Source organism: Curtobacterium sp. MCJR17_020, from assembly GCF_003234365.2.
Taxonomy (GTDB): Bacteria; Actinomycetota; Actinomycetes; order Actinomycetales; family Microbacteriaceae; genus Curtobacterium.
In genome coordinates this window covers 1,312,469-1,329,831 of record NZ_CP126260.1, presented here as the reverse complement: position 1 = coordinate 1,329,831, position 17,363 = coordinate 1,312,469, and the positions used below count along the sequence as shown (strand labels likewise).

Here is a 17,363-nt window from a genome sequence, read left to right as displayed (position 1 = left end):
GGCGCTAGCGGTGGGCGGGCTTGGGGAACGTGGCGCGCATGTGGTCGGTGGTGAGCACGTCGCCGATGCCGATCATGAGCAGTGAGAACACGATCTGCTCGATCACCATCCAGAACGGGTACAGCCCGGGGATCGCCGCCACGATGAGCGTCACGATCGGGAAGATCCGGCTGAACAACCGCACCCGCTGGTACGCCCAGTAGTACCCGAGCTGCGCCCGCCACGCGAACACGTAGAGCGTCAGGGTGATGAGCAGCACGACCGTCGCCCGGAACCACACCGCCCACGGCACGGTCTCCCCCGCGCGCGTCAGCAGCACGGCCACGACGATGGCGGCGAGTCCGACGATCGTCTCCGCGACGAGCAGCCACCGGATCCACCGGAAGGAGCGCACGGTGTCGGGGTGCTCGAGCATGTCCTGGCGGATGACGTACCCGCCCTGACGGCCTCCGGCCAACCGGTCGAGCCGCAGCCGGCACCACAGACGGTCGGCGAGGCCACCGAGTCCGTCGTTGCGCTGCGTCACCAGTACATCGTGCCGCATCGAGCGACCGTCGGAGTACCGCGCCGTCGCCGACCCCGAACGACGTCCTCGAGGTCGCACGACGTCGACGACGTCGTTCCGGGTCGGCGCAGGAACGCTGACCCCGAACGCTCAGTCGCTCGGCACGAGCGCCGCGCCGCCCAGCACGGTGCCGGTCGCCGCATCGAGCAGGACGAGAGAGCGGACCTCGTCGGGCAGCGTCCACGGCTCGCCGAGCACGACGGTCAGCCCCTCTTCGAGACCCGCGGCCTGGAACACGTCGAAGGACTCCCCCGCCGGCGTCCACTCCGGGTCCTTGCCTCCGGTGACCGTCCCACCGGACAACACGACGTCGACCGGACCCGTCGTTCCCGTCTTCAGGTGCGCGATCTCGACCGCGAGGGTGGAGTCACCCGTGTTCCCCGCGATGTGGACGTGGCCCGAGGCAGCGGCGCCGTCGATGCCGACGATGTCCCCGGAGACCGGCGGGACACGGCGCCACCACGGCTCGATCGGCGACGAATCGACGGGTTGCACGGCCGGGGACTCCTCGGGCAAGGGTTCGCCGAGGCCGTTGGACGGTCGCAGCCCCTCCGCGGGCGACTGCGCGGGTTCGGGGACGGCTCGATCGGAGCGGGTGACTGCGTCGTCCTCGGCTGGTGCGTGCGAGACCGTCCAGAGTGACACCGAGCCGACGACGACCACGGCGACGAGGGCACCCACCAGGGTGAGCCGACGTCGATCCGTTCCCCACCGCCCGATGCGCACGCTCCCATGATGCCGCGCCGACGCTGCGGACGCGCTCCGGGCCTCCCGGCCGAACGCGCCGGACAGTGCGACGAACGCACAACGCGCCCCGTGCAGACGGGACGCGTTGTGCGTGATGGAGCTGCGACTCAGCGCTTCCGGCGCTCGCGCACGCGCATGTTGACGTTGATCGGGGTGCCGGAGAAGCCCCAGACCTCGCGGAGTCGACGGGTGATGAACCGTCGGTACTGCGGGTCGAGGAACGCCGACGTGAAGAGCACGAACGTCGGCGGCTGGCTCGACGCCTGGGTCCCGAACAGGATGCGGGGCTGCTTGCCGCCGCGCACGGGGTGGGGGTGTTCCTGGACGAGCTCGGCGATGAAGGCGTTGACCTTGCCCGTCGGGATGCGGGTGTCCCACGACGCGAGGGCGGTCTCGAGCGCCGGCACGAGCTTCTCGAGGTGGCGGCCGGTGCGGGCGGAGATGTTCACGCGCGGGGCCCAGGCGACGTGCGCCAGGTCCTGCTCGATCTCGCGCTCGAGGTAGCGGCGGCGTTCGTCGTCGAGCAGGTCCCACTTGTTGTAGGCGAGGACGAGCGCACGGCCCGACTCGAGCACCAGGTCGATGATCCGCAGGTCCTGCACGGAGACGGGCTCGGTGACGTCGAGGACGACGACGGCGACCTCGGCCTTCTCGAGCGCGGCGGTGGTGCGGAGCGAGGCGTAGAAGTCGGCGCCCTGCTGCATGTGGACGCGCTTCCGGATGCCGGCGGTGTCGACGAACCGCCACACCTTGCCGCCGAGCTCGATCTGCTCGTCCACCGGGTCGCGGGTGGTGCCGGCGATGTCGTTCACGACGACGCGCTCTTCACCGGCGGCCTTGTTGAGCAGCGAGCTCTTGCCGACGTTCGGGCGGCCGAGGATCGCGACGCGGCGGGGGCCACCGACCTCCTGCTTGGCGACGGCCGAGGTGTCGGGCAGCGTCTTGATGATCAGGTCGAGCAGGTCCGCGACGCCACGGCCGTGCAGGGCCGACACGGGGTGCGGCTCGCCGAGCCCCAGGTTCCAGAGCTCGTAGGCGTCGAGTTCGCGGCGCTCGTCGTCGGCCTTGTTCGCGACGACGATGACGGGGCGGTCGGTGCCGCGGAGCATCTTGACGACGTGCTCGTCGGTGGCGGTGATGCCGACTGTGACGTCGACGACGAACAGCACGGCGTCGGCGAGGTCGATCGCGACCTCGGCCTGCGCGGCGACCGAGGCGTTGATGCCCTCGGCGCCGGGCTCCCAGCCGCCGGTGTCGACGAGCGTGAAGCGCTTGTCGTTCCAGTCGGCCTTGTAGCTGACGCGGTCGCGCGTGACGCCGGGGACGTCCTGCACGACGGCCTCGCGACGACCGAGGATGCGGTTGACGAGCGCGGACTTGCCGACGTTCGGGCGGCCGACGATCGCGAGCACCGGGTAGGCGGGCAGGTAGTGGACGCCGTCCTCGCCGACCTGACCGGCCTCGAGCAGGGCGAGGTCCTCGTCCTCGAGGTCGTACTCCTCGAGTCCGGCGCGGAGCGCGGTCGCGCGCTGCTCGGCCTCGGCCTCGTCGAGTCCGGCGAGCCGCTCGCCGAGGGCGTCGTCGTACTGGGGGAAGTCGTCGTTGTCCGGGTTGTCCAACTGAGCCATGGTGGGTTCCTCGCGAGCGGCCGGAGCCGCGGTGTCGGTGGCCGTTCCCGGCCGGGCCGGAGATCCGGCCGTGGTGTGACCAGGCGGCCGAGGCCGTCCGGTCGTGCGTCAGTGCGTGGCCGCGCGGGCCAGGTCGACGACCGCCTGCACGGTCTGGTCGAAGTCGAGGTCGGTGGAGTCGAGCGTCGTGACGCCGTCTGCGGCGTTCATGAAGTCGACGACCTTCGCGTCCGCCGCGTCTCGACGAGCGAGTGCGGCGGAGGTCTCTGCGGCCGACTGGGTCGTGACCTCCGCCGAGCGCCGGGCCATTCTAACGGACTCGTCGGCCGTCAGCAGGATCCGGACCTCGGCGTCGGGTGCGACCACCGTGGTGATGTCCCGACCCTCGGTGATGATGCCCGGTGCGTCGGTCTTCCGCATGACGTTCCGGAACAGCTGCACGAGGCGGTGTCGGACGTCGGGGAGCTTCGCGATGTGGGCCACCGCGCCCGTCACGTCCGGGGTGCGGATCGCGTCGGTGACGTCGGTCTCCCCCACGCGCACGTAGTAGTCGTCGGGGTCGGTGCCGATGGCGTAGTCGAAGGTGTCCCAGCTCGCCAGGATCGCCGCCGCGTCGTCGAGGTCGACCCGCTGCTGCAGGGCGTGCCAGGCGAGGGCGCGGTAGGCGGCGCCGGTGTCCTGGTAGCCGTAGCCGAGGGCACGGGCGGCCGCGCGGGAGACGCTCGACTTGCCGCTGCCCGCGGGGCCGTCGACCGCGATGACGATCTTCGCGACGTAGGCACCGTCGGTGAGACCGGCCGGCACCGGAGCGCTGGTCGAACCGGGCTCGCCGCCGGGTTCGCCGAGGCCACCGGCCGGTCCGCCGAGTGCGCCGCCGTCGCCGCTGCCGCTGAGCGGGCCGCCGGCACCACCCTGGCCCGGCGTCGGCAGACCGGTGTCGGGCCCGTCGGGTCCGCCGGTCACACCGGAGTCGTTCGTCGCTGCGTTCGTGTCGTTCAGGCCCATGCTGCTGCGATCCTCCATCCGCGACCCTCGAGTTCCTCGACGAGTCGCTGTTCCTGCTCGGGCAGGACCGACACCTCGACGATGCCGATCTGCGCGCCCGGTGAGTGCTCGAGGCGCATGTCCTCGAGGTTGATGCCGATCTCCCCGATGAACGTCAGGAGCGCGGCGATCTGCCCGGGGGTGTCGTCGACGAGGACGACCACCTGGGCGAAGCGCTTGGTGGTGCCGTGCTTGCCGGGCAGCCGTTCGACCCCACGGTTGCCGGCGGCGATCGTCTCGGCCAGGGTCCTCGGTGCCCCGGCGGCGGCGGGGTCGTCGAGCGCCCCGATCACTCCGCTCAGCTCGTCGCGCAGGTCGGCCAGGACCCGCCGGACGTTGGCCGCGTTCGCGCCGATGATCTGCACCCACAGGCCGGGGTCGCTCGCGGCGACACGGGTGACGTCGCGGACGCCACCGCCCGCCAGCCCGAGGGAGCCGTCCGGGGCGTCACGCAGCCGCGAGGCCATCAACGTCGACACGAGCTGCGGCACGTGCGAGACGTAGGCCACGGCCAGGTCGTGCGACGCCGGGTCCATCGGCACGACGGTCGCGCCGACGTCGAGCGCCAGGTCCTCGACCACCGCGGCGCGCTGGTAGCTGATGGCGTCGTGCCCGGCGATCACCCACGGGCTGCCGACGAACAGGTCGGCGCGGGCGGCACTTGGTCCGCTGCGTTCACGTCCGGCCATCGGGTGCGACCCGACGTAGCGGCTGACGTCAGCACCGGCGGCCACGAGCTCGGCCAACGGTCCGGCCTTGACGCTCGCGACGTCGGTCACGATGGCGTCCGGGTACGCCGACAGTTCGCGGGCGACGACCGTCGCCACGACGTCCGGCGGGACCGCCACCACCACGAGTTCCGGCTGGTCGCCGGGATCGGGCCGGCGGCCGGCCCCGTAGTCGACGGCGAGCGCCAGCGCACCGGGTGAGACGTCGTCGAGGACGACGTCGACCCCCTTCTCGCGCAGCGCCAGACCGATCGAGGTGCCGAGCAGCCCGGTGCCGACGACCCGCACCGGGCCGCGCACGCGGCGGTCGATGTCGGGTGGGGTCAGGTCGGTCACCGGGCAAGCCTACCGACCGACACCCGGGCGTCGGTCGACGCCCGGGTGTCGGTCACGGCCCGTGTGTCGGTCAGGGCCCGAGGGCCTGCGGCGGTCAGTCCGCGGTCTCGTCGTCCCATTCGTCGTCCTCGCCTTGGTCGAGGGCGACGTCGCGGTCGTCACGAGCGGAGGGCTTCGCGTCACGGACGGTGCCGAGCAGCTTCCCGACCTCGACCGTGCCCAGCTCACGCATCTTGCCCGGCGGCAGGCTGCCGAGGTGCAGCGGCCCGAACGAGCGCCGGACGAGTTCGAGGACCGGGTGGTCGACGGCCTCGAGCATGCGACGGACGATCCGGTTGCGGCCGGAGTGCAGCGTGATCTCGACGAGCGATTCACCCCGCGAGGACTCGAGCAACCGCACCTTGTCGGCCTTGATCGGACCGTCCTCGAGCTCGACGCCCTCGGTCAGACGCTGCACCACGGCGGGGTTCACGTTGCCGTGCACCTTCGCGATGTAGGTCTTCTGCACGCCGAACGACGGGTGCGCCAGCACGTGCGCCAGGTCGCCGTCGTTCGTCAGCACGAGCAGCCCCGAGGTTTCGGTGTCCAGGCGGCCGACGTTGAACAGGCGCTCTTCGTAGCGGTCCACGAACTCGGTCAGGTCGCGGCGACCGCGCTCGTCCTGCAGGCTCGAGACGACACCGGTCGGCTTGTTCAGCACGATGTACCGCCGCGAGGAGTCGATCTGCACCGGCACACCGTCGACCGAGATCGCGTCCGTCGCGGGGTCGACACGACGCCCGAGGGCGTCCACCACCTGGCCGTTGACCGTCACGCGGCCCTCGACGATCAGGTTCTCCGCGACGCGGCGAGATGCCACGCCCGCAGCGGCGATCACCTTCTGCAGGCGCTCCCCCTCTGCCTGGAGGCCCGGCTCGGCCCCGGCAGACGTCGTCCCGTCCGCCGCGTCCCAGTCCTCGATGATCGGGCGTTCGGGCGTGCCCTCCACCGGGGCGCCGTGGCTGTCGCGCTCACCGCTCGGCTTCGGCGTGGTGCGGCCGTTGGCGGCGTTGCTGCTCTTGCCGGGGCGGTCGCTGTTGCGGACGCTCGTGGTGCCGCCGACGTACCGGCGGCCGTTGTGCCACACGCGGCTCTGCTGGCCGTCGGGGCCGCGGCGGTCGTCGCGGCGGTCGTCACGGTTGTCGCGGGGTGCCGAACCGCGGTCATCGCGACCCCGGTACCCACCACGGTCGTCACGCGGAGCAGAGCTGCGGTCATCGCGACCCCGGTACCCACCACGGTCGTCACGCGGGGCCGAGTTCCCGCGGTAGCCACCACGGTCATCGCGCGGAGCCGGGCTGCGGTCGTCGCGGCCGCGGTACCCACCACGGTCATCGCGAGGCGCGGAGCTGCGGTCGTCGCGACCCCGGTACCCGCCACGGTCATCACGCGGCGCAGAGTTCCCGCGGTACCCGCCACGGTCATCACGCGGGGCCGAGCTGCGGTCATCGCGACCCCGGTACCCCCCACGGTCGTCACGCGGAGCCGAGTTGCCGCGGTAGCCGCCGCGATCGTCACGCGGCGCAGAGTTCCCGCGGTAGCCACCACGGTCATCGCGCGGAGCCGAGCTGCGGTCGTCGCGCCCGCGGTAGCCGCCGCGGTCATCGCGCGGAGCCGAGTTGCCGCGGTATCCACCCCGGTCGCCGCCGGCGCGGTCATCGCGCCCGCGGTAGCCACCACGGTCATCGCGCGGAGCCGAGTTGCCCCGGTACCCGCCACGGTCGTCACGCGGCGCCGAGCTGCGGTCGTCACGACCCCGGTACCCCCCACGGTCATCACGCGGCGCCGAGCTGCGGTCGTCGCGACCCCGGTAGCCACCACGGTCATCACGCGGAGCCGAGTTGCCCCGGTAGCCACCACGGTCGCCCCCGCGGTCGTCGCGCGGCGGGTAGCCGCCACGACGGTCGTCGTCACGCGGCGGACGTGCGCCCCCGCGGTCGTCGCGACCGTACCCGCCGGAGCGGCCACCGGCACTGGAGCCGGCCCCGCCGCGGCCGGGAGCCGAACGCCCGGGGCGATCCGGGCCTCCTGAGCGTCCGTTGCGGTCGTCTCGGTCTCGGGGCGCGCCGCGCCCCCGGTCGTCAAACCCGGCCATCGGGGATCCCTTCGTTCTGCCCGAAGCCGTCCGCACCGTCGTCCAGGAGGGGCGAGATGAGCGGCAGCTCGTCGAGCGAGTTGATGCCGAGCTGCTGCAGGAGCAGATCGGACGTGACGTAGTTGATGGCGCCGGTCTCGGAGTCGGTGAACGACTCCTCGATGAGACCGCGCGCGACCAGCGTTCGGACGACGCCGTCGACGTTGACGGCGCGGATCGACGCGATCTGGGATCGCGTGATCGGTTGCTTGTAGGCGACGACCGCGAGGGTCTCGAGTGCGGCCTGCGACAGGCGCGAGGGACGCTCGGCCTCGACGAACTGCTCGACGACGGCGTCCAGGTCCTGGCGGACGTAGAAGCGCCAGCCGCCGCCGACCTCGCGGAGTTCGAACCCGCGGCGGGTGGTGCCGTCGACGCCGTCGAAGTCCGCGACGAGGCGCTCGACGGCCTGCCGGACGGCGGGGACGGGGGCGTTCACGGCGGCGCCGAGTGCGACGAGCGACTGGGGCTCGTCCGCGATCATCAGGATCGCCTCGAGCTGGCGGTCGATCGGGATCGCCGGGTGCGCCTGCGGGGCGTGGTCGTGGTCGTGGTCGGCACGCGCGTGGATCTCGTGCTCGATCGCGCGGGCGTCGGCCATCTCGTCGGCGCCGCCGGGTTCGGCGCTGGACGTGTCGTGCACGTCATCCGTCATAGTCGGCTCCCAGGTTGGCGAGGCTCTCGTCGGACCAGTCCTCGGCGGTCCATCGGAGCGTGAGTTCCCCGAGCGGCTCGAGTTGTTCGAACGAGATCGATGCGTTCCGGTACAGCTCCAGGATCGCGAGGAAGCGAGCCACCACGATACCCGTCTGGTCGACGCCCGCGACCAGTTCGCGGAACGAGACGCCCTCGCCGTCGCGTGTCCGCAGGATCGAGACGACGATCGCGGCCTGTTCGCGGATGCTGATGAGCGGCGCGTGCAGGTGGTCGAGTCCGACCGTCGGGATCTCCCGCGGGGCGAACGCCAGCGCAGCCAGAGCGGCGAAGTCCTGCACCGAGAGCGTCCACACGAGCTCGGGCGTGCGGGCGCGGAACCGTTCCTCGAGCCGGACGCTCCGGACGTGCCGACGCGACTCCACACCCCAGCGTTCGCCGAACCAGTCGGCGGCCTGCTTGAACGCCCGGTACTGCAGCAGCCGCGCGAACAGCAGGTCGCGGGCCTCGAGCAGGGCGACGTCCTCGGCGTCGACGAGCTCGCCCTGCGGCAGCAGCCCGACGATCTTCAGGTCGAGCAGTGTCGCGGCGACGACGAGGAACTCGCTCGCCTCGTCGAGCTCGTCCGCCGACTCGGCCTGACGCACGTACTGGATGAACTCCCCCGTGACCGCGCCGAGCGAGACCTCGGTGATGTCGAGCTCGTGCTTCGTGATGAGCGACAGCAGGAGGTCGAACGGGCCGTCGAAGTTGGTGAGTCGGACCCGGAACCCCGACTCAGGCGACGGCGCCACGCTGGACGAGCTCTCGTGCGAGCTGCCGGTAGGCGTGGGCGGCGGCGTGGTCCGGCGCCGTCTGGGTGATCGGCCGAGCGGAGACGGTGGCGTCCGGGAACTTCACGGTGCGCCCGATGACGGTGTCGAGGACCCGGTCGTCGAAGGTGTCGACGACGCGCTCCATGACCTCGCGCGAGTGCAGGGTGCGCGAGTCGTACATGGTCGGCAGGATGCCGTCGAGCGTCAGCGCCGGGTTGAGGCGGTCACGCACCTTGTCGATCGTCTCGATGAGCAGGGCGACACCGCGCAGGGCGAAGAACTCGCACTCGAGCGGGATCAGCACGCCGTGCGCCGCGGTCAGGGCGTTGACGGTGAGCAGCCCGAGCGACGGCTGGCAGTCGACCAGGATCACGTCGTAGTCGTTCGCGACCTTGCGGAGCACGCTCGCCAGGATCTGCTCACGGGCGACCTCGTTGACCAGGTGCACCTCGGCCGCGGACAGGTCGATGTTCGCGGGGATCACGTCGAGCCCCGGGGTGTTCGTCGGCTGGATGACCTGGATCGGGTCCTTCACGGCACCCATGAGCAGGTCGTAGACGGTGTGGATGTCGTGGGTGCGGACACCGAGGCCCGCGGAGAGCGCACCCTGCGGGTCGAAGTCGACGGCCAGCACCTTGCGGCCGTACTCCGCCAGCGCCGCACCGAGGTTGATCGCCGTGGTGGTCTTGCCGACGCCGCCCTTCTGGTTGCAGAGGGCGATGATGCGCGCGGGGCCGGTGCTGTCGAGTTCCTCGGGCACGGGGAACTCCCGGACAGGACGACCCGTCGGACCGATGGAGGTCGCGCCGGTGGGGTTGGTCGTCGGGTTCGTGCTCACCCGGCCATCGTACCGGCGACGTCGGCCAGCCCGGGGCCGCACCGCCGTGCGCGGCCGGGTCTGCGTTGCTCGTGGCAGGGCGGACCCGGCCGCCGCGCGCGGCTCAGGCTGCCCGCAGGGCCACGCGCATGCTGTCGACGCGTTCGGCGATGACGGCGTCCGTCGACCACCGCTGCTGCAGGCGTCCGACGAGCTCGCCGACCTGCTCACGGTCGAGCCCCGGGTGCAACGCCAGTCCGACGGTCAGCTCCGGGCCGGCGAAGCGTCCGACCGGGTCACCGGGGGTCAGTTCGACGCGGGCGACGCTGCGCTCCCCAACGACCGAGTCGGCGAACGCCTGGGCGACCTCGGGGTCCTCGAAGCACGGGGTCCACGGCAGGTCCTGGCCGAGCGCCCACACCGCGGGACGGCGCAGCACGAACTCGGTCGCCGACTTCGGGTCGAGCACGACGAGCTGCGTCTCCTCGCTCGCCGCGGCCATCGCCACCCGGCGTGACTCCACGGGCACGGGCCGGGCAGCGGCGTCCCAGGCGTGCATCGCGTCGACCGAGGTGAACGCGGGCATCACGCTCCGCCCGTCGGGCCCGGCGACCGTCACGATCGAGAGCTCCTGGGTCTTGTCCACGAGCTTGCCGGCGTCGGTCTCACCGAGGTCGCCGGCCTCGGCGATGAGCGGGATGAGCAGGCGGGCGGTGCGCAGTGCCGCGACGACCGCCGCCTGCGATGCACCGGCGGCCACGCCCGCGATCGCCGCGGTCAGCGCAGGGTCGGCCAGCCCGTCGTCCTCGGCGAAGGCGGTGTCGTGGTGGTCGAACGTGCGGCCTTCCCACGCGAAGCCGGCCGAATCCGCCGCGCCACCCGGGGTGTGCGCGTCGTCGGGACCGGTTGCCGCGTCCGGACCGGTTCCGCGCCCGTTCGAGATCCCCGCCACGCCGCTACTCCGAGGCGATGTCGAGTGCGGCCGGCAGCGTGAACGCCCCGGAGTACAGCGCCTTGCCGATGATCGCGCCCTCGAGCCCGAACGGCACGAGCTCGCGCAGCGCCCGCAGGTCGTCGAGCGTCGAGATCCCGCCAGAAGCCACGACGGGCTGGTCGGTCCGGTCGCACACCTGGCGCAGCAGCTCGACGTTCGGGCCCTGCAGCGTGCCGTCCTTCGTGACGTCGGTGACGACGTACCGGGCGCACCCCGCGGCCTCGAGCCGGTCGAGGACCTCCCACAGGTCGCCGGCGTCCTCGGTCCAGCCACGGCTGGCGAGGGTCGTGCCACGCACGTCGAGCCCGACGGCGATCTGCTCGCCGTACTCGCCGATCACCCGAGCGGCCCAGTCCGGGTTCTCGAGCGCCGCCGTGCCGAGGTTGACCCGTGCGGCCCCCGTGGCGAGCGCGGCTTCGAGCGAGGCGTCGTCGCGGATGCCACCAGACAGCTCGACGGAGACGCCGTCGACCTCGCGGATCGCGTGCGCGATGACCTTGCGGTTGTCGCCCCGACCGAACGCCGCGTCGAGGTCCACCAGGTGGATCCACTCCGCGCCCTGGTCACGCCAGGTGCGCGCGGCGGCGACGGGGTCGCCGTAGCCGGTCTCGCTCCCCGCCTCGCCCTGGGTCAACCGGACGGCCTGGCCGTCGACGACGTCGACGGCAGGCAGCAGGACGAGGGGCGAGGTGTCGGTGAGGTCGGTCATGGTCCTGTCGGTTTCGTCACGGTGGAGAAGGTGCGGTGGAGAAGGTGCGGGGTTCGGCCTGGAGGCCCGTGGCGCGTCCGGCGGCGCCGTCGCGCCCGTCGCGGGCCGGGTTCAGAGCGAGCGCACCCAGTTGGTCAGCAGGCGGATGCCCGGCTCGCCGGACTTCTCGGGGTGGAACTGGGTCGCGGTGAGCGGCCCGTTCTCGACCGCGGCGATGAACCGCTGCCCGTGTTCGGCCCACGTCAGGCCGGGAGCACGGAACGGCCCGTAGGCGTCGAGCGGGAAGTCGGTCACGCCGTACGAGTGCACGAAGTAGAACCGCTCGTCGTGCAGCCCGTCGAACAGCACGGAGTTCTCCGGTGCCTGGACGGTGTTCCAGCCCATGTGCGGCAGGACCTCGGCCTGGAGCTGCTCGACGGTGCCGGGCCACTGTCCGAGCCCCTCGACGTCGGCTCCGCGCTCGATGCCGCGGGAGAACAGCACCTGCATGCCCACGCAGATGCCGAGCACCGGGCGGCCGCCGGCCAGACGGTGGTCGACGATCTCGCCACCCTGGACGCCCTCGAGCTGGTCGATGACCGCGGCGAACGCCCCGACCCCGGGCACGAGCAGGCCGTCGGCACGCAGCGCCGCCTGCTTGTCCGAGGTCAGCGTGACCTGGGCTCCGGCACGCTCGAGTGCCTTGGCGGCGGAGTGGACGTTGCCCGACCCGTAGTCGAGGACGACGACGTTCGGCTTCGCGGTCACAGTGCGCCCTTGGTGGAGGGGATGCCGTCGACGCGCGGGTCGAGCTCGACCGCCTTGCGCATCGCACGCGCGAACGCCTTGAACTCGGCTTCGGCGATGTGGTGCGGGTCGCGGCCACCAAGCACCCGGACGTGCACGGTGATGCCCGCGTTGAACGTGATCGCCTCGAACACATGGCGGATCATCGACCCGGTGAAGTGACCGCCGATGCGGTGGAACTCGAACCCTTCGGGCTCACCCGAGTGCACGAGGAACGGACGCCCGGAGACGTCGACGACCGCCTGGGCCAGCGCTTCGTCGAGGGGCACGAGGGCGTCGCCGTACCGGCCGATGCCGGACCGGTCGCCGAGGGCCTGCTTGAGCGCCTGCCCGAGCACGATGCCGGTGTCCTCCACCGTGTGGTGCACGTCGATGTCGGTGTCACCGGTCGAGCGCACGCGCAGGTCGATGAGCGAGTGCTTGCTGAACGCGGTGAGCATGTGGTCGAAGAACGGCACGCTCGTCGAGATGTCGGACGAGCCGGTGCCGTCGAGGTCGAGCTCGAGTTCGACACTCGATTCGCTCGTGCTGCGGCTGATCGAGGCGGTACGGGCGGTCATGCCCCAACCCTAACCGGCGGCTGCTCGGCGGCGACCTGCCGCATGGCGTCGAGGAACGCGGTGGTCTCCTCTTCGGTGCCGGCACTCACCCGCAGGTGGTTCGGGATCCCGAGGTCGCGCACGATGACGTCCCGCTCGAGCAGTGACTCGAACGCGGCGTGCGGGTCGGCGACCCCGCCGAACAGGACGAAGTTCGACCAGGTCTCGTACGTCCGGTAGCCCATGGCCTGCAGCTCGGTCACCATCCGGTCGCGCTGTTCCTTGATGTCGTCGACCATCGCGAGCATCTCGGGCGCGTGGCGCAGTGCTGCGACGGCGGCTGCCTGCGTCAGGACGGACAGGTGGTACGGCAGCCGCACGAGCCGTACGGCGTCGATCACGGCGGGGTGCGCCGCCATGTAGCCGACCCGTGCGCCGGCGAACGCGAACGCCTTGCTCATGGTCCGGGAGACCACGAGTCGCTCCCGCCCGGGCAGCAGCGTGAGGGCGCTCGGCACGTCGGCCGGCATGAACTCGGCGTAGGCCTCGTCCACCATCACGATGCCGTCGGTCGCGGCGTACGCGGCCTCGATCGTCTCGATCGGCAGCGGTGTGCCCGTGGGGTTGTTCGGCCCGCACAGGAACACGATGTCCGGTCGGTGCTGCTCGATCGCCGCCACGACGGTCTCGGGTGCGATGCGGAACTCGTCGTCGCGCTCCGCCGGGATCCAGGTCGTGCCGGTGCCGGAGGCCAGTATCGAGTGCATCGAGTAGGTGGGCGGGAACCCGAGGACGGAACGCCCCGGGCCACCGAAGGCCTGCAACAGCTGCTGGAGGACCTCGTTCGAGCCGTTCGCCGCCCACAGCTGTTCTGCAGTGAGGCCGTGGCCGAGGTACCCGGCCAGCGACTCGCGGAGCTCCGTGAACTCGCGGTCCGGGTAGCGGTTCACCGTCGCGAGCGCCTGTCGGATCGAGGCGACGATGTCGTCAGCCACGTCGTCCGGTACGGGATGCGTGTTCTCGTTGACGTTCAGCTGGACGCGGACGTGCTTCTGCGGAGCGCCGTAGGGGCTCTGACCGCGCAGGTCGTCTCGGATCGGGAGGTCTTCCAGCGTGAATGCCACCGATCCATCGTAGGCCGCTGTGGCCACCGGACGACCAGCCGTCCGGACGGGACTGCCCTCGACCACTCGCAGCGGCTACTGGCCGGAGGTGTACTTCGTCGGGATGGCGATCTGCTCGCCGGCCTGCAGCCCGGAGCCGTCGAGGGCGTTGAGGCTGATGACGTCCTGCACGAAGTCGCGCGGGTCGGCGTTCGGCGCGGTGTCCTCCGCCAGCTGCCAGAGCGTCTCGCCCGGCTGGATCGTGACCGTGTCGAACTGCGTCCGGGCGCCACCAGCGGCGGCGTCACCGGCGGACGCCTGGCCGCCGTTCAGGACGAAGAAGGCGACGACGATGAGGAGGGGGAGCGCGGCGAGCGTCGTGAAGACGATGCGGCCGCGGCGCGTCAGGCGCAGGCGGACGCGCACGGCGGGGGCCGCGGTGCGCTGGATGTCAGCGATGGCGATGGTGCTCATGTCGTTCTTGCCTTCCCGTTCGGGTGAACCGAAGTCGCGTACCGAACATAGTTTCGAATCTGACGACGCACAAGTCCTGGGAGCGGATTTCTGCGGGGTTTTCTTGCGACACGCTCGAACAGGTGTTTGTCCGGGGTTGACCGGTCGGATACTGTTTCGATCGACTGGGACAAGTCAAACGGGGACCACCGACATTCCCGCCACGGCCGCTCAGCATCGACGAAAGCGAGACGACGTGGTGGACGAACTGCGGGGCCAGAAGCCGCTGACCGCGAAGCAGCAGACGATCCTCGACGCCATCCGCGCGTCCATCGCCTCACGGGGCTACCCGCCGAGCATGCGCGAGATCGGCGACGCAGCCGGGCTCTCCTCGCTGTCGAGCGTCTCCCACCAGCTCGGCCAGCTCGAGCTCGGCGGCTGGATCCGCCGCGACCCGAACCGTCCCCGTGCACTCGAGGTCCTGGTCGACGAGCCCACGCCGGACGTCACCGGGCCCGACGTCGACGCCACCACGCTCGTGCCCCTGGTCGGCCGGATCGCCGCCGGTGTCCCGATCACGGCGGAGCAGCACGTCGACGAGATCGTCCCCCTGCCCCGGCAGCTCGTCGGTACCGGCGACCTCTTCATGCTCAAGGTCGTCGGCGAGTCGATGATCGACGCCGCGATCTGCGACGGCGACTGGGTGGTCGTCCGCTCGCAGCAGACCGCCGAGAACGGTGACATCGTCGCCGCCATGCTCGATGAAGAGGCCACCGTCAAGGTCTTCCGTCAGCGCGACGGTCACACGTGGCTGCTCCCCCGCAACACCGCGTTCGAGCCGATCCTCGGCGACGCGGCGTCGGTGCTCGGCAAGGTCGTCGCGGTCCTCCGCTCGCTCTGAAGCACGACGGCCACTGACCCGCGTTGAACGGAACCGCGGCCGGAGCGACACCCGCGCGACGGACGCGGGGCGGGCCTCCCGGCCGTCAGTCGGTGCCGACCGTCAGGACGTGACGGGGGCGACCACGTACGGATCGAGCTCCGCGACCTGGCGCTGGAAGACGCGCACGCGCAGGCGCGTGCCGTCCTCGACGTAGTCGACCGAGTCGACCGCGCCGGCGTCGTGCAGCGTGGAGACGAGGTCACCGCGGTCGTAGGGCACGACCACCGTGAGCTCGACGTCGGGCTCCGGCAGGCGCTCCTCGATGGTGCGGAGGAGCTCCGGGATGCCCTCGCCCGTGCGGGCCGACACGAAGACGGCGTCCGACGCGAGCCCGATCAGGACCAGGCGCTGTGCGTCGTCGATCAGGTCGGCCTTGTTGAACACGACGATCTCGGGGATGTCGTGCGCGCCGACGTCGCCGATGACCTCGCGCACGGTCGCGAGCTGCGCCCCGGGGTCGGGGTGCGAGCCGTCGACCACGTGCACGATGACGTCGGCCTCGCCGACCTCCTCGAGGGTGGAGCGGAAGGCCTCGACCAGCTGGTGCGGCAGGTTCCGGACGAAGCCGACCGTGTCCACGAACGTGAACTCGCGGCCCTTGGTGCTCTCGGTCCGGCGGACCGTGGCGTCCAGCGTCGCGAACAACTGGTTCTGCACCAGCACGCCGGCGCTCGTCAGACGGTTCAGGAGCGAGGACTTGCCGGCGTTCGTGTAGCCGGCGATGGCGACGCTCGGCACCTCGTTGCGGTGGCGGTCGGCACGCTTCGCCTCGCGCGCGGGACGGAACCCGGCGATCTGGCGGCGGAGCTTCGACATGCGGGTGTGGATGCGACGTCGATCGAGCTCGATCTTCGTCTCACCGGGACCACGCGAACCCATGCCCGCACCGCCGGAGACCTGACCACCGGCCTGCCGGGACATCGAGTCACCCCAGCCGCGCAGTCGGGGCAGCAGGTACTGGAGCTGCGCGAGCTCGACCTGGGCCTTGCCCTCTCGGGTCTTCGCGTGCTGGCTGAAGATGTCGAGGATCACAGCCGTGCGGTCGATGACCTTGACCTTCACCACGTCCTCGAGCGCACGGCGCTGCGACGGGGCGAGCTCGGTGTCCGCGATCACCGTGTCGGCGCCGGTGGCCTTGACGACCATCGCGAGCTCTTCCGCCTTGCCCTTGCCGAGGTAGGTCGCCGGGTCGGGGTTCGGTCGACGCTGGAGGAGCCCGTCGAGGACCACCGCGCCGGCCGTCTCGGCCAGGGCGGACAACTCCCGCAGGGAGTTCTCGGCGTCCTGCGCGTCACCGTGCGGGTACACGCCGATCAGGACGACCTGCTCGAGCCGCAGCTGGCGGTACTCGACCTCGGTGACGTCCTCGAGCTCGGTGGAGAGGCCGGCGACGCGGCGCAGGGCCGCCCGGTCCTCACGGTCGTACTGGTCGCCGTCGCCGTCCCAACCGTGCTCGTCGACCGAGCGGGTCTGGATCGCCTGGGCGGGGGCGAAGATGGACGATGCTGCGCGGCGGTCGGCGTTGCGCAACACCCGTTCGACGACACCGTCTGCGCTGTCGTCGTTGGTCTGGTCGTTCTGCTGATGGGTATCCGTCATCCTGTCCACAGGGTACCTCCGGCGGGCCTCGGACACACCGGGTTCCCGCTACGGTTCATCCATGGCGAACGACCACTACTTCTCCGCGAACCCGTCATCGGACACCCGCGAACGCCAGATCGACGTCACCCTCGACGGCCGGTCGCTCACGCTGACCACGGCAGCAGGGGTCTTCAGCCCGGACGGCCTCGACCGCGGCACCCGCGTGCTGCTCGGTTCCGTCCCGCCGCCCGCGCACGACGGCGCGCTGCTCGACATCGGCTGCGGCTGGGGCCCGATCGCGATCACGATGGCGCTGCACTCCCCCGACGCGTCGGTGTGGGGCGTCGACGTCAACGAACGGGTGCTCGGCCTGGCGCGGGCCAATGCCGAGGCCGCCGGTGCGTCGAACGTCACGATCGCCCTGCCCGACGACGTCCCGGACGACCTGCGCTTCCGGACGATCTGGTCGAACCCGCCGATCCGCGTCGGCAAGGACGAACTGCACGAGATCCTGCTGACGTGGCTGCCCCGGCTCGAGGTCGACGGCGACGCCTGGCTCGTCGTGTCGAAGGACCTCGGGGGCGACTCGTTGCAGAAGTGGCTCGTCGGTGCGCTCGGGGCCGGGTTCCACGTCGCGCGGGCGTCCACCGACAAGGGGTTCCGCGTCATCCGCGTGCACCGCACGGCGTAGGCTGCCCGGGCGCGCGCCGCGCCGGGCGCCCGGGCCGCGCGCCCGGGCCGCTTCCAC

18 protein-coding genes are annotated in these 17,363 nt (G+C 71.5%); 2 read left to right on the top strand and 16 right to left on the bottom strand.

All coding sequences use genetic code 11. The features are described from left to right. Window positions 1-4: 4 nt before the first annotated feature. From DEJ14_RS06340 to DEJ14_RS06270, 15 genes are all read right to left on the bottom strand, one after another. Complete coding sequence (locus DEJ14_RS06340; protein ID WP_111084615.1) at window positions 5-526, bottom strand: hypothetical protein; 522 nt, start codon at window positions 524-526, stop codon at window positions 5-7. Between the two features lie 129 nt (window positions 527-655). Further along, complete coding sequence (locus DEJ14_RS06335; protein ID WP_146249701.1) at window positions 656-1,291, bottom strand: hypothetical protein; 636 nt, start codon at window positions 1,289-1,291, stop codon at window positions 656-658. Window positions 1,292-1,419: 128 nt separating this feature from the next. Next, window positions 1,420-2,940 carry a ribosome biogenesis GTPase Der gene (gene der, locus DEJ14_RS06330; protein WP_111084613.1) on the bottom strand — a complete coding sequence of 507 codons (1,521 nt, stop codon included), beginning with the start codon at window positions 2,938-2,940 and terminating at the stop codon, window positions 1,420-1,422. Between the two features lie 108 nt (window positions 2,941-3,048). After that, window positions 3,049-3,744, bottom strand: coding sequence for a (d)CMP kinase (gene cmk, locus DEJ14_RS06325; protein WP_173169681.1), 696 nt, complete (start codon window positions 3,742-3,744; stop codon window positions 3,049-3,051). Window positions 3,745-3,935: 191 nt separating this feature from the next. Next, entirely contained in the window at window positions 3,936-5,048 is a 1,113-nt protein-coding gene (locus tag DEJ14_RS06320) for a prephenate dehydrogenase (protein WP_111084612.1), read from the bottom strand. A 94-nt stretch (window positions 5,049-5,142) separates the two neighbouring features. Continuing rightward, window positions 5,143-5,934 (bottom strand): pseudouridine synthase, encoded by a 792-nt coding sequence (locus DEJ14_RS06315; RefSeq protein ID WP_228510267.1) that lies wholly within the window; start codon window positions 5,932-5,934, stop codon window positions 5,143-5,145. 1,234 nt (window positions 5,935-7,168) lie between these two features. Further along, a complete protein-coding gene (gene scpB / locus DEJ14_RS06310; RefSeq protein WP_258373207.1) occupies window positions 7,169-7,876 on the bottom strand; it encodes an SMC-Scp complex subunit ScpB in 708 nt (235 codons plus the stop codon). Further along, window positions 7,866-8,669 (bottom strand): segregation and condensation protein A, encoded by an 804-nt coding sequence (locus tag DEJ14_RS06305; protein ID WP_111084610.1) that lies wholly within the window; start codon window positions 8,667-8,669, stop codon window positions 7,866-7,868. The genes scpB and DEJ14_RS06305 overlap by 11 nt, the downstream gene beginning before the upstream one ends. Beyond that, a complete protein-coding gene (locus DEJ14_RS06300) occupies window positions 8,653-9,528 on the bottom strand; it encodes a ParA family protein (RefSeq protein WP_111084609.1) in 876 nt (291 codons plus the stop codon). The genes DEJ14_RS06305 and DEJ14_RS06300 overlap by 17 nt, the downstream gene beginning before the upstream one ends. 103 nt (window positions 9,529-9,631) lie before the next feature. Beyond that, a complete protein-coding gene (locus DEJ14_RS06295; RefSeq protein ID WP_111084608.1) occupies window positions 9,632-10,459 on the bottom strand; it encodes an SseB family protein in 828 nt (275 codons plus the stop codon). Between the two features lie 4 nt (window positions 10,460-10,463). After that, complete coding sequence (priA, locus tag DEJ14_RS06290) at window positions 10,464-11,210, bottom strand: bifunctional 1-(5-phosphoribosyl)-5-((5-phosphoribosylamino)methylideneamino)imidazole-4-carboxamide isomerase/phosphoribosylanthranilate isomerase PriA (RefSeq protein ID WP_111084607.1); 747 nt, start codon at window positions 11,208-11,210, stop codon at window positions 10,464-10,466. 111 nt (window positions 11,211-11,321) lie between these two features. Further along, window positions 11,322-11,957 carry an imidazole glycerol phosphate synthase subunit HisH gene (gene hisH, locus DEJ14_RS06285; RefSeq protein ID WP_111084606.1) on the bottom strand — a complete coding sequence of 212 codons (636 nt, stop codon included), beginning with the start codon at window positions 11,955-11,957 and terminating at the stop codon, window positions 11,322-11,324. Continuing rightward, complete coding sequence (gene hisB / locus DEJ14_RS06280) at window positions 11,954-12,556, bottom strand: imidazoleglycerol-phosphate dehydratase HisB (protein WP_111084605.1); 603 nt, start codon at window positions 12,554-12,556, stop codon at window positions 11,954-11,956. The genes hisH and hisB overlap by 4 nt, the downstream gene beginning before the upstream one ends. Then, complete coding sequence (locus DEJ14_RS06275; RefSeq protein ID WP_111084604.1) at window positions 12,553-13,659, bottom strand: histidinol-phosphate transaminase; 1,107 nt, start codon at window positions 13,657-13,659, stop codon at window positions 12,553-12,555. Before DEJ14_RS06275 ends, hisB begins: the two co-directional genes overlap by 4 nt. A gap of 75 nt (window positions 13,660-13,734) precedes the next feature. Next, window positions 13,735-14,112 (bottom strand): LysM peptidoglycan-binding domain-containing protein, encoded by a 378-nt coding sequence (locus DEJ14_RS06270; protein ID WP_111084603.1) that lies wholly within the window; start codon window positions 14,110-14,112, stop codon window positions 13,735-13,737. 235 nt (window positions 14,113-14,347) lie between these two features. Between DEJ14_RS06270 and lexA the strand changes: the two genes are divergently transcribed. Beyond that, the gene (lexA, locus tag DEJ14_RS06265) at window positions 14,348-14,992 is read left to right on the top strand and encodes a transcriptional repressor LexA (protein WP_111084602.1); all 645 of its coding nucleotides are present in this window, start codon (window positions 14,348-14,350) and stop codon (window positions 14,990-14,992) included. A gap of 102 nt (window positions 14,993-15,094) precedes the next feature. Here the strand turns inward: lexA and hflX are convergent, their stop codons facing one another. Further along, on the bottom strand, window positions 15,095-16,633 hold the full coding sequence (gene hflX / locus DEJ14_RS06260; RefSeq protein WP_111084601.1) for a GTPase HflX: 1,539 nt from the start codon (window positions 16,631-16,633) through the stop codon (window positions 15,095-15,097). Between the two features lie 61 nt (window positions 16,634-16,694). Here hflX and DEJ14_RS06255 point away from each other — a divergent pair, with 61 nt between their 5' ends. Further along, window positions 16,695-17,306: a class I SAM-dependent methyltransferase gene (locus tag DEJ14_RS06255; protein ID WP_111084600.1), complete on the top strand. Its 612-nt coding sequence runs from the start codon at window positions 16,695-16,697 to the stop codon at window positions 17,304-17,306. Window positions 17,307-17,363 lie beyond the last annotated feature (57 nt).

What these genes read in the sequence shown, in the direction of transcription:
- der (WP_111084613.1), bottom strand. Translation starts at nt 2,940, where the DNA reads ATGGCTCAGTTGGACAACCCGGACAACGACGACTTCCCCCAGTACGAC.
- scpB (WP_258373207.1), bottom strand. Translation starts at nt 7,876, where the DNA reads ATGACGGATGACGTGCACGACACGTCCAGCGCCGAACCCGGCGGCGCC.
- priA (WP_111084607.1), bottom strand. Translation starts at nt 11,210, where the DNA reads ATGACCGACCTCACCGACACCTCGCCCCTCGTCCTGCTGCCTGCCGTC.
- hisB (WP_111084605.1), bottom strand. Translation starts at nt 12,556, where the DNA reads ATGACCGCCCGTACCGCCTCGATCAGCCGCAGCACGAGCGAATCGAGT.
- DEJ14_RS06270 (WP_111084603.1), bottom strand. Translation starts at nt 14,112, where the DNA reads ATGAGCACCATCGCCATCGCTGACATCCAGCGCACCGCGGCCCCCGCC.
- hflX (WP_111084601.1), bottom strand. Translation starts at nt 16,633, where the DNA reads ATGACGGATACCCATCAGCAGAACGACCAGACCAACGACGACAGCGCA.
- DEJ14_RS06255 (WP_111084600.1), top strand. Translation starts at nt 16,695, where the DNA reads ATGGCGAACGACCACTACTTCTCCGCGAACCCGTCATCGGACACCCGC.